Consider the following 14836-nt stretch of genomic DNA (forward strand, 5'->3'; position numbering starts at 1 on the left):
GGGACAGTGTCAGGCGGGCAGTTTGACTGGGGCGGTCGCCTCCTAAAGAGTAACGGAGGCGCCCCAAGGTTCCCTCAGAATGGTTGGAAATCATTCGAAGAGTGCAAAGGCATAAGGGAGCTTGACTGCGAGACTGACAAGTCGAGCAGGGACGAAAGTCGGGCTTAGTGATCCGGTGGTACCGCATGGAAGGGCCATCGCTCAACGGATAAAAGCTACCCTGGGGATAACAGGCTTATCTCCCCCAAGAGTCCACATCGACGGGGAGGTTTGGCACCTCGATGTCGGCTCATCGCATCCTGGGGCTGAAGTAGGTCCCAAGGGTTGGGCTGTTCGCCCATTAAAGCGGTACGCGAGCTGGGTTCAGAACGTCGTGAGACAGTTCGGTCCCTATCTGTCGTGGGCGTAGGAAATTTGAGAGGAGCTGTCCTTAGTACGAGAGGACCGGGATGGACGCACCGCTGGTGCACCAGTTGTTCCGCCAGGAGCACAGCTGGGTAGCTAAGTGCGGACGGGATAAGCGCTGAAAGCATCTAAGCGTGAAGCCCCCCTCAAGATGAGATTTCCCAACTAGTAAGACCCCTTGAAGACGACGAGGTTGATAGGCTGGGGGTGGAAGCACAGCAATGTGTGGAGCTGACCAGTACTAATCGGTCGAGGGCTTATCCAAAAAGATCTAAACACGCAAATGAAGTTTCGTATCCAGTTTTCAGGCGATCAAAACGCTTGAACCGTTTGGTGGCGATGGCGGAGGGGTTCCACGCGTACCCATCCCGAACACGACCGTTAAGCCCTCCAGCGCCGATGGTACTTGGACCGAAGGGTCCTGGGAGAGTAGGACGCCGCCAAGCAAAGATAAAGAGCACTACCGAGTTTTCTCGGTGGTGCTCTTTTTTTATTTTCCTTGCATTTAAATTAGGGCAATTTGGCGAAATGAGCGCAAGGACATCATTTATTTATGTGTTCACGTTTTCCGCCCTCTGCTCTTCCCCGTATAGCTCGTTTAAATGAGCGATATGGGCAATTCCCCAGTCGTTCATTGCCTGCAATAATGGAGTCATACTATGACCGTATGCCGTAATGGAATATTCGACTTTGGGAGGAATCTGGCGGTAAACCTCACGATGGACGATATCGTGATATTCCAATTCCCTTAACTGCTGAGTAAGCATTTTTTTGGTGATGTCCGGGATTGCCTTTTGAAGTTCGCTAAATCTCATGGTTCCGTTATTTAAAAGACGGAGCAGAATAACCGGCTTCCACTTTCCAATAAGGATGTCCAACGCCGTTTCAAATTTACAATAAGAAGACATACAACATTACCCTCCTCTTCACTTTCCTAAGGTTTATTTTTTGATACCATGTTTATTTAAAGTGCCTACTTCCGTATAGCTGCCCTAAAAGATAATATAAATCCGAGAGTTAGGATGCACAAGCAAAGGAGCTGACGAATCATGAATATCGCGTTATGGATCGTACAAGGGGTTTTAGGATTAGGATTTATATATTCCGGTTGGATGAAGGCGTTTCGGTATGAGAAAGCAAAAGCATCTTGGCATTGGGCTAGTGAAGTTCCGAGAGGGTTGGTTTTCTTTATCGGCATCGCAGAATTGGTCGGGGCGCTGGGGTTAATTTTGCCTCAGGCGACCAGCGTCGCGCCCGTTTTGACGCCGCTTGCCGCTATCGGGCTTGCCGCAGTCGTTCTTTTCGGGGCCATATTCCATGTTATGCGCAAAGAACACAAAGAAATCGGCATCAATATCGTATTCTTGACGTTAGCCGTTTTGGTAGCCATTGGCCGACTTTAAGTCGGACTCCACACCACAGTTCCTTTTCCCGAGCTGCGGTAGGTTACTTCTAACGAATCAAATTAGAGGTTGGCCCGATGGGGCCGGCCTCTTTTTTTGCAAACATAAATAACGACGCGTTAACATGTTATCATATTCACGCTAACAAAAGCTAATAATATCTAGTAATATTCTGGAAAATCATATATTATAAAATTGTTATTACCAGTAATATCTATTTCATGAAGAAAGGAGGAGGTAATTCGTCTAAATAGGAAAGCGCTTGCTTTATGAACGGGTCAGTCATGCATGGAACAAAATGAACACCTGGTTTCAACTTGCTCGTCGTCCAAATTTGCGAATTGGAGGTTGTGTAATGAGTAAAAAACTGTTGAAATCTTTTGCCGCCATGCTTCTTGCCATGACCGTGTTTGCTGCCTCAGCGGTTGTTCCCGGAGGGAAGACTTCCGCAGCGTCCACCCCTGTCAAGGGTTTTTATGTAAGCGGTACCACTCTTTATGATGCTACGGGCAAGCCTTTCGTGATGCGAGGAGTCAACCATGCCCACACCTGGTACAAAAACGATCTGGCCGCGGCCATTCCCGCCATTGCGGCGACGGGGGCGAATACCGTTCGGATCGTATTGTCAGACGGGGGACAATGGACGAGGGATGATCTTGCCTCCGTTGAAAATATTATCGCGCTCTGCGACCAGTACAAGCTCATTACGATGCTTGAGGTCCATGATGCGACGGGATCGGATTCGGTGACCACGCTGAATAGGGCCGTGGATTACTGGATTAGCACTAAAGACGCGTTGATCGGAAAAGAAGACCGCGTTATCGTGAACATCGCCAACGAATGGTTTGGGCCGTGGAGCTCGGAAGGCTGGGCGAACGGGTATAAGGCTGCCATCCCGGCTCTCCGCAACGCCGGCATTAAAAATACGCTCGTCGTGGATGCCGCCGGTTGGGGGCAATATCCGACCTCGATCTTCGAGAAGGGCCTGGAAGTTGCCAACTCCGATCCTTTGAAAAATATGATCTTTTCCATCCATATGTACGAGTACGCCGGCGGCAACGAAACGACGGTCAAGAACAACATCGATAACGCCCTGGCGTTGAATATTCCCGTGATCATCGGCGAATTCGGACATAAACATTCCAGCGGCGACGTGGATGAAGCTACGATCCTGAGCTATACCCAGGAGAAAAAAGTGGGCTGGCTCGCCTGGTCCTGGTACGGCAACGGCGGTGGAGTCGAGTATCTGGATCTGGCGACAGGCCCGGCAGGAAGCTTGACGGATTGGGGAAAAACCGTCGTCAACGGCACGTATGGCACGACAGCGACGTCACAACTGAACGGCATCTATACGACCCCTGGATACCAGCCGGTTCCGGATAACGGGAATCCCCCCAATCCCACCATACCGGCAGCGCCTACCGGTTTAACGGCTGCGGCCGGGGACGGGAAAGCCACCTTGACCTGGAATGCATCATCCGGGGCGACGAACTATACGGTCAAAAGAGCGACTGCAAGCGGCGGACCGTACACGACCGTTGCGAGCAATGTTACGGGCACAAGCTACACGAACACGGGGTTGACGAACGGAACCACGTATTATTATGTGGTCAGCGCTTCGAATAGCGTAGGGACAAGCGCCAACTCCGGCCAAGCCGCCGTGACGCCTCAAGCTACTCAAACGCCGAACGGCTCGCTCGTGCTCCAGTATCGCGCCGGAGATTCGAACGCGACGGATAATCAAATCAAGCCTTATTTTAATATCAAAAATAATGGAACGAGCGCGGTGAATTTGAGCAGTCTGAAGCTCCGCTACTATTTTACGAAAGAAGGAACGGAGAGCATGAACGCCTGGATCGATTGGGCCCAGGTCGGCGGCAGCAACATTCAAACTTCGTTTCACAGCTGGGCCGGCACGAATGCGGATACTTATGTCGAGCTCAGTTTCTCGGCAAGCGCCGGCTCCATTGCGGCGGGCGGACAAACCGGCGACATCCAGCTTCGGATGGCCAAATCCAACTGGTCGAATCTGGACGAGAGCAACGACTACTCTTTCGATGCGACCAAGACTTCCTATGCCGATTGGAGCAAAGTAACGCTGTATCAGGACGGAAATCTGGTGTGGGGCGTGGAGCCCTGAGTAAGCTTTAGCCGGATGTGAAATAACCTTGGTCTCTAGGAGATCAAGGTTATTTTTGTACTACTTCCGTATCTATCCATAATCTAGATATTATGGTAATCTGTCTGGGGGAACGGCGGGAAATGTAGAATAGTGAAGGAATGGTGCTCAGCATGAAAGGTTATCTAAAATCCATCAAAATAAGAGATATGGGCATGCTTGCCATCATACTCGTGATTTGTCTATCGGTTACCGGGTGCGGCTATGATAAGGCGAAGGAACAGCAGGTGAAGAAAGATCTGGCCAAGCAGGCGCAATCCTACGTCACGGAAAAGTACGGAATGAGTGATGCAAAAATCGGGGAAGTTAAATTATCTTATGGCGGCTATAACGGACCGATTCCTCAATTCAAGCGGGAGGTGCCCAAAAGCGGAGTAGTGACTTTGGAATATAAAGGCGTATCCTTTCGCGTGTTGGCCGGGCCCGTTTGGAACCGGTTTACCGACGAGTTTAAAAACGTGCTGTCGGACGATTATCAAGCCGAGGAGATCAAAGCCGATATTCGGGAACAGCTGATCGACAAATATAAAGTGACGGATGAGTACAACCTCTATAACTATCGGGTTTCCAGCGAGCAGGATCATGGCGGGCTCGATTATTTTACGCTGGAGCAAACATATGACGGTGACCTGGAGGCGTTTTTAAAAGCTCATAAGCTGGGGCTGCAGCTGGAGATTTTTTTTAAGGGGAACGAAGCGGATCAGGCGCAATATTTTGATAAAACCAAAGAACTGTTTAACCAGCTCGCAGGCCGCTTTGGTAACGCGGAGAGCGAAATCTCGCTATATGTCGGCAAGGAGGACCGATACATGGACGAACGGATGAAGGACATCCTTGATCCTCAAAATCCGATGGCAATCGACCCGATCATCTACGGCCCGGTTTATAATTACTGCAGAGTCACCGGCGAAACACATAACATGGAATACATAGCACGCATTAAGAAAGAGTATCCGGAAAGCGACATGGCCCCTTTGGAAGTGAAAGCGAACCGTTTTTCCTACGTCGATCTTGACGAAGGAATTAGCCTGGCTTCGATGGTAGATAATGTGGATTTCCTGACGAAGGAGGATATCCTTTCTTCCATTCGTCCTTTGGCGGAAGGCGATCTTTTTGATGGTGCCGATTTTAATGCACTATTGCCGAAAAGGGAACAGAGCGAAGAATTTGAGTATAAGCTGTTAAATGAAAAAGTCTACAGCGTCGGCTTCCGTGATATAGATTATAGCGATAACAGAATAAATTGGAACAACTCCATGGCTATAAAAATAAAACGTAACCTGGTACCGGAGTCGGCGGACCGGCTTTTCCTGGTTTACCAAAGCCTTGCCGGCCAAAATTCCGGGGACCTTTCGGTCCTGAACTGGTCGGAACCGTATTTCCTTGCCAGTGGCGATTCCTGGATCTCAGAGGCCTGGCCGAACGAAGAGTTTGTGATCGTTTACCGGGAGAAAAAGTAGAAAGTCAGTAAGAAGGGGATAACCTTGGTCTTATGGAGACCAGGGTTATTTTTGTACGGTCAAGCTAAAACTAACCATTTTACTTGGCGCTAACTATTTGCACGCGATGAATTAACATGTCCGATCTAAAGTTTATACGTGTATACATATAGACTTACAAGGAGGATTATACAAAACATGAAATGGTCGAAGAAAAATGCGCTCGTCGCGGCATTATCCGCATCCGTATTGCTAGGCTCCCTTGGCGGCGGGGGAATTGCGGGGGCTGTGACGCTCCCGAAGAGCGTGGTTCCGGCAGAGCCGGCGGGAGGATATTTTGTAGACAATTACAAAAATAACGTAAAAGAGAATGCGACCCCTGCTTCAAATCCGGTGATCGGCGTGCTTTCAGGGTTCGAAAAGCTGTGGACTCCCGGGAAGGAATGGGACACGGGGACCAAATTGAACGATTCGCTGCTTGACGCCAACATTCAAAAAGTCGTGGACATCACGAAGAGCCGGACCGCAGCCCAGGCGGAAGCGGCTTATTACGACGACCGCAGGCAACAAAGCTACAGCGTGATCGAAGGACTTGGACCGCTTGCCGAAATTTATCGTACCCAAGCGGGAGCAACCACGACCATCACTTCAATTCCGGCAGATGCCACGACGAAACTCTACGATGATAAAGGAACGAACGCCGGTGACCCGGATTCCTCGCTAGGCAGCATCGTAAAGCTGGTAAACACCCTGCGGGGACCTTATTCGAGCACCAATCCCGCCAAAGGATATTACAATTACCCGCGGCCTTTCCGCTGGAGCGATCGGGTCACGGTTCTGCCGACTTTGGTTCCAGCCATCAAATCGGATCCGAGCAGTGACGGAGGATTTCCGAGCGGTCATACCAATGCCGCGTATCTGGCTGCTTTTGCCATGGCATACGCCGTTCCGGAGCGTTACCAGGAGCTGTTGACCCGTGCCTCGGAGCTCGGTCATAGCCGGATTGTGGCGGGGATGCATTCGCCTTTTGATGTCATGGGCGGACGCGTGATGGCAACGGCCCTCGCTGCCGGGATTTTGAACGATCCGGAGAACAGCGGCTTGAAGGCTGAGGCTTATAAGGATGCTCATACGAAGTTGTTGACGCAAAAAGGAACGGCGACTGACCGGTATGCGGACTATGCCGCGAACAAGCGGGCATTCGCCGAGCGGCTGACCTACGGTTTCCCGCAATCCGGCGAGACCGGCAAAGCCGCCTCGGTCCCGAAAGGCGCCGAAGTGCTGCTCGAAACGCGTCTTCCTTATCTGGACAAGACCCAAATCCGCTGGGTTCTGGCGACGACCGCGCTTCCTTCCGGATATCCGGTGCTCGACGATGAGGAAGGCTGGGGACGGCTGAACCTGTTTGCGGCGGCGGACGGGTATGGCGCTTTTGCGGAGGACGTCAAGGTGACGATGGACGGCTCCAAGAGCGGCTTCCATGCCGAAGACACCTGGCGTAACGATATTTCCGGGCCAGGGAAGCTGACGAAGTCGGGTACGGGGACCTTGAACCTGGCGGGCAACAATACGTATTCTGGCGGTACGCAGCTGGAGCAAGGTAAGCTCGTAGGGAAATCACTGACCGCTTTCGGAAAAGGCGATGTTTCGAACGCCGGGGGTACGCTTGTCAAAGAGTCGGACGGAAAGTTGACCATTGAAGGGGATTTCAAACAATCCGGAAAAGGCACGCTGGAATTGACCGTCGGCAGCCAGAATGACGTGCTGCGCATTAAAGGCGAAGGGACTTACGGCGGAAAATTGCGGTTGAATTTCACGGAAAATTACATCCCTCAGGGGGTAACAACGATTATCACGGACGGCGATCCGGGGAAAAACGGGGTATTTTCATCGGTTGAAACGACCGGTTTGCCAAACGGATATAAGGTCGGACTGATTTACAACGGTCACAGCGTGCAGATTCAAGCGAAAAAGAAATAATCCGGATGGTTATGATGAGGAGGGCTTGTTGCCTGACGATGAAAGCGCTATGATATGCCTTAAAGCGGACCATTGCGTTTTTCCGCGATGTGCGCACTAGGTGTTGGGGGAGGCTGATTCGATTTATGAACAAAACGACAATTACAAATCCGGTCATTTGGGCGGATGTACCGGATGTCAGCGTCATCCGCGTGGGGACGGTTTTCTACATGGTCAGCACGAGCATGCATTCCATGCCGGGTTGTCCGATTATGAGGTCGGAGAATTTAATGCATTGGGAGATCGTGAACTATGTCTTTGAAACGCTTGAGGACAATGATGCTCATGATTTGCTTGACGGAAAGGGCATCTACGGGAACGGCTCATGGGCAGCCAGCCTGCGTTACCATAACGGGACGTACTATGTTTGTTTCTCGTGCAACGACATGAACAGGTTCTACGTTTACCGGGCGAATGACATTGAAAACGGACGTTGGGAGCGATCCGTTCTCGGCGGGCTTCATCATGACCCGGGCCTTTTGTTCGATGATGACGGGCGGGTCTACGTGTTTTACGGAAACGGCGATATCCGCATTCGGGAGCTAGCGCCGGATTTGACCGCATGGAAGCCGGGCGGCGTCGACCGCATGCTGTTCGAGACGGAGCGGGAAGGGATCGGCTTACGGGCTGAGGGTTGCCATGCTTATAAGCTGAACGGGTTTTATTATCTGTTTTTCATCGAGTGGCCGCAAACCGGCAACCGCCGACGCAGGCAGATTGTCTACCGCTCACGGGAATTGTTGGGACCGTACGAGCATCGCATCGTGCTTGACGACGACATGGGCTATCGGAACAAGGGCGTTGCGCAAGGAGGTATTGTCGACACGCCGGCGGGAGAATGGTACGCCGTTCTGTTCCAGGATCACGATGCGGTTGGCCGCGTTCCTTGTATCGTCCCGGTTCGATGGGAGGACGATTGGCCGGTATTCGGGATTGACGGCAAGGTACCGCAAACCTTCGAAGCAGAGCTGCCCGATACGACGCCGAAGCCTCTTGTCATCAGCGACGACTTCGACTATGCCGAGGATGATCTGGCGTTAAATTGGCAATGGAACCATAATCCCGACAATGAACGATGGTCGGTCACGGCGCGGCAAGGGCATCTCCGGCTGACGACGGGGCGGCCGGCCCGAAACGTCGAGTATGCCCGAAACACATTGACGCAGCGAACGGAAGGGCCGAAGTGCACGGCAATGGCGAAAATGGACTTCCCCTGCATGAAACCGGGCGACCATGCCGGACTGGTTGCCATGCAAAAGCATTTCGGCACCGTCGGGGTGCACGTTGATGACGACGGAAACCGGTACGTAGCCATGACCGCGGCAACGGAGGACGGCGAGGAAGTAACGGTCGAGCATGTTCGTTATGAGGGCACAACCATTTATTTTAGAGCCGAGTTCAATTTTGAGAACAGTGCGGATACGGTCGAATTCCATTATTCCGCTGACGGCGATAATTGGAACCCGATCGGCCGACAGCTGCGGTTGAAATATACGCTGGATCATTTTATGGGCTGCCGGATCGGGTTGTACAACTACGCGAGCAGGGAAGCGGGGGGATATGTCGACTTCGATTATTTCCGGTATGCCAAACATTAAGGAGCAGGTTTACGGGGAAGGAGGGCATGTCATCGATGATTAATCACCATTCATTGCGGTTGTGGTATCGGCGCCCGGCCGGTAGCTGGAACGAAGCGCTACCGATCGGAAGCGGGCGGATCGGGGCCATGATCTTCGGCAGGACTAAAGAAGAGTGTATTCAGCTTAATGAAGATTCCGTTTGGTCCGGAGGCCCGATGGATCGCAATAACCCGAATGCGTTCGAGCATTTGGCCGAGATTCGCCGGCTGCTCGCGGAGGGACATTTATCCGAAGCGGAAAGGCTCGCGGCCATGGCTCTATCCGGTACTCCGGAATCCCAGCGCCACTACGAGCCGCTTGGCGAGCTGCGAATCGAGGTGGGGCATCCAGAAGCGGAAGTGTCAAACTATCGGCGCGAGCTCGATCTCAAGAGCGGGACGGCTTCCGTAAGCTATTGCTGGCGCGGCGTAAGGTATGAACGCGAGCATCTGGCCAGTTATCCGGACGGCGTCATCGCGATGAGGTTATCCGCCGACCGGCAAAGCTCGGTTTCCTTCAGGCTCCGCTTTACGCGCGGACAGCAGCGGTTCCTTGACCGTTTGCATGCCGAGCCGGAGGGCCTGCTCGTGATGAAGACGGGCATAGGCGGTCCTAACGGAATTGAGGTTTGTTCGGTCATCGGCGTTCAAGCGAGCGGGGGACGCGTCAGGTCTATTGGCGAGAATCTCGTGGTAGACGAAGCGGATGAAGCGGTCATTTTCGTTGCCGCAGCGACCACTTATCGATACGGGGACGTAGAAGCCGTAAGCCGGGAAATGATACGGACGGCAAAGACAAGAGGGTATGCCGAACTGCGTGAGCGGCACATTGCAGATTACAGCCGTCTGTTCGGAAGGGTCGAACTTCATCTTGGAGAAGACGAAGGGGCCGCTTCGCTGGCAACGGACGAGCGTCTCGACGCGGTGCGGAACGGAGCCGAAGACGCAGGGGTGACGGCGTTGTATTTCCAGTACGGCCGTTATCTGCTGATTGCAAGCAGCCGGCCCGGGTCGCTCCCCGCCAACCTGCAAGGCATCTGGAATGAGCATTTCACGCCGCCGTGGGATTCCAAATATACGATTAATATCAACACGCAGATGAACTATTGGCCGGCGGAGAGCTGCAATTTGTCCGAATGCCATGAACCGTTGTTCGATCTGATCGAGCGGATGCTTCCCAACGGCAGGGAAACGTCCAGGCGGATGTACGGTTGCCGAGGGTTCGTTGCTCATCATAATACCGACTTGTGGGGGGATACGGCACCCCAGGATATCTACATGCCTGCTACGGTTTGGCCGATGGGCGCGGCATGGCTTTGCCTTCACCTATGGGAGCATTTTGCCTACACGCTTGACCGGGAATTTCTGGCGAAAGCGTACGCGACGATGAAGGAATCCGCGGTGTTCTTCCTGGATTACATGACGGAGACACCGGACGGGAAGCTTGTCACCACGCCTTCCGTATCGCCCGAGAACGTCTACCTTTTGCCGAACGGAGAGAAGGGTACGCTGTGCATTGCGCCTTCGATGGATAGCCAAATTATCCATGCCTTATTCGGGGCTTGCATCGAGGCTTCTACGAAGCTCGGGATCGACGACTCCTTCCGTGCGGTGCTTGCCGAAGCCCAGTCGAGGCTACCTGCGCCGAAGGTCGGACGTTACGGACAGCTGCAGGAATGGATGGAGGATTACGAGGAGGAAGAGCCGGGTCATCGTCATATTTCGCATCTGTTTGCATTGCATCCCGGTTCCCAAATCAAGCCTTTTGGAACGCCCGAACTGGCGAAGGCGGCCAGGACGACACTGGAGCGCCGGATCGCCGGCGGTGGCGGACACACGGGCTGGAGCCGTGCATGGATCGTGAACCTGTGGGCACGGCTTCGTGAAGGCGATCAAGCGTACGAGAACCTCGTTGAGCTCCTCCGCGACTCGACGCTGCCCAACCTGCTGGACAACCATCCGCCGTTCCAGATCGACGGCAATTTCGGAGGTACGGCCGGTATCGCGGAGATGCTGCTTCAGAGCCATGAAGGAGTTATCGATCTGCTGCCGTCTTTACCGAAGGCGTGGGTAACCGGATCCGTTAAAGGGTTAAGAGCCAGGGGCGGTTTTGAAGTGGATATCGAATGGGCCGACGGCAAACTGCATCAGGCCGTAGTGCTTGCCGAGTTCGGAGGAATTTGCCGGATCCGGGCGGAAAGCCCGGTACAAATTCAGGTTGTTACTGAAGCGGCAGTTATGGCGGTTGACATCCAAACATCAGGTAAGGTGAGTACCTTCATGGCTTCCGTTGGAACGGCTTATAAGATAACGGCTTTGTCGTGAGTGGGGAAATACGGGGTTGTTCCGCATTCAACCGAAGGTGGCGATGACCAATGGATGCTGTGGATTTCATTCGAAAATGCATGAGCGGCAGTCGGACTTGTCGGGTCCGGCTGCCGCTCGTTTTTCCGGTCAAAAGAGTCGGGGTTATTCCAAAGCGAACGAAGCCAAGCTTGCGTTGCCGATTCCCGTATAAGTGAAGTACAAGGCATGTACGCCGTCGGGTATGGCGATGTCGGCCGAATACGTTGTCCATATGTTCGTAAAGTCTACCGGAATCGATCCTAATGACGGACCGTTCCATGACGTTTTGACCTCGAAGCTGCCCCGGGCATATCCGCGAACCTTGATCATGACGCGGTTCACTCCTTCGCATCGGAAATACTTGAACCCCGCCGTGGCGGAATTCTGCATATTTGCGATGTAGCCGATCTCTTCGTCTCCGTCCTTCCCGTCCTGCGTGATTTTCGGATATCGGCCGTCCATCCAGGCACCATGCGTGCCTGTATACAGTTCATCCGTATCCGTGAACAGATGGCAGGCCAGATATGCCGGATACTCGCCGCGGCCGTCGAGCGGGCCGCCATTCGGACCGCTTGTCGTGATCTCTACCTGCGGTATGGATCCATCCTCCAGAAATGCGATCGGTTCGATGCAGCCCTGCCGGCTAAAGCTTGTACCGTTGGTGTGCCTGTGATAAAAAATGTACCATTTTCCGTCGGCTTCCACCATGCCTCCATGATTGTTTCCTCCATAGTACATAGGTTTGTCCGCCGGTTTATAGGTATCGATGTGCAAGTCGTTGTTGCTGACGATGACGCCGCGGTATTCGAAGCCTCTCGTCGGATACCGGCTGGTCGCGTAGCACAACTCGTGCATGACAATCGAGGAATAGACAAAATAATAGGTATCGCCGCGCTTTCGGATGGAAGGCGCCTCAAAAAATTCATGTCCTTCGAAGCCGGTTCCCTTGCCGTACGGTTCGCTGGGAACGATGAATACCGGCTCTTCCTCGATGGTAAGCATATCCGACCCGATCACCGTGGCCATCGCGCCATGACGCGACGTGTCGCCGAAGGCGCAGAACCCGGTATACAAGTAGGTAAGGTTACCTTCCGTCAATACGGCCGGGTCGAATTGGGGCTGGTCCCCTTCCCGTTCGCCTAACCTTGTTCCGTCCGCATGCCGCACGTAACCGTAGAACTCATACTTGCCGGCCGGGGTATCGCAGACCGCGACCGAGACGACGGACACCTTGTCCAAGACATAGTACAGATAATAACGTCCGTCCGATCCGCGGGTGACGTCGGGGGCGTAAAGACACATGCGCCCGTCCGGATTGAGCGGGTCGTCCGTTTTCTCGTAAATCACGCCTTCATACCGCCAGTCCGCCAGGTTGTCTGCGGGTGCCGACCAACAAACATAATCGTTCAGGCAAAAAACATGTCCGTTAAAACGGTCATGCGATCCATAAACGTAGACTCTGTCCTCAAACACATGCGGTTCTCCGTCAGGTACGTATTCCCAAGACGGAAGATATGGGTTTACTCCTTGTTTCTTCATCCGATGATCAACTCCCTGTCCGCGCTGTCCGGCGGGCATTATTTTGCGCGGGCAACCATCGCCCGGCATCTTTTTGTTGTCTTTATTGCTTTTGCGTGAATCTTAACGTCCGCAGGCAAAATTGTCAACGCTTTCTTTTTGTTTGGGAAGAGAAAAGATCAAATGTGGTTTATTGAATATAACTGATAATAGTTTATTTTTAAAGGATAAATACAAAAGGTTTTATTATCGTATATTATAATTGATCAATTATAAGTGAGCATACATCATTGTTTTCGGTAAGCCCGCATTCTATAATTTTGTGAAATGCCGGTAATGGACGAAAAAGAATAGGAGGCGTCATAGTATGCTTAGAGTGACCAAAGTCGAAAACGGGGTAGTTCAAGGGCTGCCGGCGGCAGATCCCCGGATTACAAGCTTTAAAGGGATTCCATTTGCCGCTCCGCCGGTCGGACAAAATCGCTGGCGTGCCCCTCAGCCGGCGAAGAACTGGGAAGGCGTGCTTAAAGCATATGAATTCGCTCCGGTTTCCATGCAGGTGAGGCAGGAAATCGACGACAACAACATTTATACCCGTGAATGGGCCGTAGAGCCCGATATCGCGATGGATGAGGATTGCTTATATCTTAACGTATGGACGCCGGCCAAACATGAAGATGAAAAATTGCCGGTGTACGTTTGGTATTTTGGCGGCGGACTTCAAGTCGGGCATACGGCAGAAATGGAGTTTGACGGCGAGCGCTTGGCACGAAGAGGCGTTGTGGTCGTCACGATCAATTACCGGCTGAACGTTTTCGGATTTTTAAGCCATCCCGAAATCACGGCGGAAGCACCGGACGCGCCGGCGAACTTCGGCCATCTTGATCAACAGGCGGCTACCCGATGGGTCAAACGCAATATTGCGGCATTTGGCGGGGATCCGGACAAGATTACGATCGGCGGACAATCCGCGGGCGGCTGGAGTGTCCTAAGCCAGCTGACGTCTCCCCAAAATGAAGATCTTTTTCAAAGGGCGATCGTGCAAAGCGGGCTTTTTACATCGCTATATCCGGGCAACGGTATGGCCCCATTTTGGAGACGTTTGACGGAGGCCGAACAGGAGGGGGTTCGATTTTTCGAATATCTCGGAATTTCCTCGCTTGCGGAAGCAAGACAGCTTGATGCGGTTTATTTGCGCGACAAAGCGGTAGAATACGGAGGGTTCTGGGCTACCGTCGAGGATGGAGCGTTTAATGTCGGCAGCCCGTTCGAATTATTCCTGCAGAACAAACGCCGGATGGTGCCGGTCATGTTCGGTCATACGTCCTCGGAGTTTCTCAGCGCTCCTCAAGTAGAAACGAAGGAAGAGCTTGCGAAGATGGCCGCGGATATGTTCGGGGACGATGCCGATATGTTTCTGAAATTGTGCGGCGCACAGGAGGGCAGCATTGAAGAGGCAAAGAGGAAGGCCGAGGTGAGCGGCATCGAGTATGCCATCCGCATTGCAGTCAAGGCGAATGCCGATACCGGCGCTGACACGCCTATGTATTATTATAATTTTGATGCCGACATCCCGGGTTGGGATCAACCGGGCACATTTCATTCCGTGGATCTCTGGTTTTTCTTCGAGACGCTAGCCAAGTGTTGGAGGCCGTTTGTCGGCAAGCACTATGATTTGGCTCGCCAAATGTGCAATTATTGGGTGAACTTTATCCGTTCCGGAGACCCGAACGGGCTTGATTCCACAGGAGAAGCGCTGCCGCAATGGGAGCCCTGCACGCCTGAAGCTCCCTACCGGATGGTGTTTGCGGACAAGGCCGAATTTTCAGAGGAACGGCCCGGCGAAATGATAGAGTTTCTTGTGCAGCAATATTTTAAGAATCGGGTATAGGAATGTTTATCGGTCACT

The 14836-nt window shown here is 52.8% G+C and carries 9 protein-coding genes and 2 rRNA genes (1 of these 11 only partly in view); 9 read left to right on the plus strand and 2 right to left on the minus strand.

Annotated features, from left to right (window positions below; all coding sequences use genetic code 11):
- Both ACSFXJ_RS07670 and rrf read left to right on the plus strand, forming a co-directional pair.
- A 23S ribosomal RNA gene (locus tag ACSFXJ_RS07670) occupies positions 1-670 on the plus strand; it begins 2387 nt to the left of the window's first position.
- A gap of 64 nt (positions 671-734) precedes the next feature.
- A 5S ribosomal RNA gene (gene rrf / locus ACSFXJ_RS07675) occupies positions 735-851 on the plus strand.
- Positions 852-956: 105 nt separating this feature from the next.
- Here rrf and ACSFXJ_RS07680 read toward each other — a convergent pair.
- Complete coding sequence (locus tag ACSFXJ_RS07680) at positions 957-1313, minus strand: winged helix-turn-helix transcriptional regulator (protein ID WP_435924583.1); 357 nt, start codon at positions 1311-1313, stop codon at positions 957-959.
- Positions 1314-1454: 141 nt separating this feature from the next.
- Here ACSFXJ_RS07680 and ACSFXJ_RS07685 point away from each other — a divergent pair, with 141 nt between their 5' ends.
- The 6 genes from ACSFXJ_RS07685 (at position 1455) to ACSFXJ_RS07710 (ending at position 11388) form a co-directional block, all read left to right on the plus strand.
- Positions 1455-1808 (plus strand): DoxX family protein, encoded by a 354-nt coding sequence (locus ACSFXJ_RS07685; RefSeq protein ID WP_435924584.1) that lies wholly within the window; start codon positions 1455-1457, stop codon positions 1806-1808.
- Positions 1809-2163: 355 nt separating this feature from the next.
- Positions 2164-3948, plus strand: coding sequence for a cellulase family glycosylhydrolase (locus ACSFXJ_RS07690; RefSeq protein ID WP_435924585.1), 1785 nt, complete (start codon positions 2164-2166; stop codon positions 3946-3948).
- A gap of 152 nt (positions 3949-4100) precedes the next feature.
- Positions 4101-5447, plus strand: coding sequence for a hypothetical protein (locus ACSFXJ_RS07695; protein ID WP_435924586.1), 1347 nt, complete (start codon positions 4101-4103; stop codon positions 5445-5447).
- A gap of 177 nt (positions 5448-5624) precedes the next feature.
- Positions 5625-7406, plus strand: coding sequence for a phosphatase PAP2 family protein (locus tag ACSFXJ_RS07700; protein ID WP_435924587.1), 1782 nt, complete (start codon positions 5625-5627; stop codon positions 7404-7406).
- 125 nt (positions 7407-7531) lie between these two features.
- Positions 7532-9043 (plus strand): glycoside hydrolase family 43 protein, encoded by a 1512-nt coding sequence (locus ACSFXJ_RS07705; protein ID WP_435924588.1) that lies wholly within the window; start codon positions 7532-7534, stop codon positions 9041-9043.
- Between the two features lie 26 nt (positions 9044-9069).
- Positions 9070-11388, plus strand: coding sequence for a glycoside hydrolase family 95 protein (locus ACSFXJ_RS07710; protein WP_435924589.1), 2319 nt, complete (start codon positions 9070-9072; stop codon positions 11386-11388).
- 144 nt (positions 11389-11532) lie between these two features.
- Here ACSFXJ_RS07710 and ACSFXJ_RS07715 read toward each other — a convergent pair whose 3' ends face one another.
- Positions 11533-12948 (minus strand): family 43 glycosylhydrolase, encoded by a 1416-nt coding sequence (locus ACSFXJ_RS07715; protein ID WP_435924590.1) that lies wholly within the window; start codon positions 12946-12948, stop codon positions 11533-11535.
- A 346-nt stretch (positions 12949-13294) separates the two neighbouring features.
- Here ACSFXJ_RS07715 and ACSFXJ_RS07720 point away from each other — a divergent pair, with 346 nt between their 5' ends.
- Complete coding sequence (locus tag ACSFXJ_RS07720; protein ID WP_435924591.1) at positions 13295-14818, plus strand: carboxylesterase/lipase family protein; 1524 nt, start codon at positions 13295-13297, stop codon at positions 14816-14818.
- The last annotated feature ends 18 nt before the right edge of the window (positions 14819-14836 follow it).

It is taken from the genome of Paenibacillus salivarius (assembly GCF_051307165.1).
Taxonomy (GTDB): domain Bacteria; phylum Bacillota; class Bacilli; order Paenibacillales; family Paenibacillaceae; genus Fontibacillus.

Bases quoted from the DNA above. Each gene is read 5' to 3' on its own strand.
- ACSFXJ_RS07715 (WP_435924590.1), bottom strand. From the start codon at position 12,948: ATGAAGAAACAAGGAGTAAACCCATATCTTCCGTCTTGGGAATACGTA.
- ACSFXJ_RS07710 (WP_435924589.1), top strand. From the start codon at position 9,070: ATGTCATCGATGATTAATCACCATTCATTGCGGTTGTGGTATCGGCGC.
- ACSFXJ_RS07680 (WP_435924583.1), bottom strand. From the start codon at position 1,313: ATGTCTTCTTATTGTAAATTTGAAACGGCGTTGGACATCCTTATTGGA.
- ACSFXJ_RS07685 (WP_435924584.1), top strand. From the start codon at position 1,455: ATGAATATCGCGTTATGGATCGTACAAGGGGTTTTAGGATTAGGATTT.
- ACSFXJ_RS07705 (WP_435924588.1), top strand. From the start codon at position 7,532: ATGAACAAAACGACAATTACAAATCCGGTCATTTGGGCGGATGTACCG.
- ACSFXJ_RS07700 (WP_435924587.1), top strand. From the start codon at position 5,625: ATGAAATGGTCGAAGAAAAATGCGCTCGTCGCGGCATTATCCGCATCC.
- ACSFXJ_RS07695 (WP_435924586.1), top strand. From the start codon at position 4,101: ATGAAAGGTTATCTAAAATCCATCAAAATAAGAGATATGGGCATGCTT.
- ACSFXJ_RS07690 (WP_435924585.1), top strand. From the start codon at position 2,164: ATGAGTAAAAAACTGTTGAAATCTTTTGCCGCCATGCTTCTTGCCATG.
- ACSFXJ_RS07720 (WP_435924591.1), top strand. From the start codon at position 13,295: ATGCTTAGAGTGACCAAAGTCGAAAACGGGGTAGTTCAAGGGCTGCCG.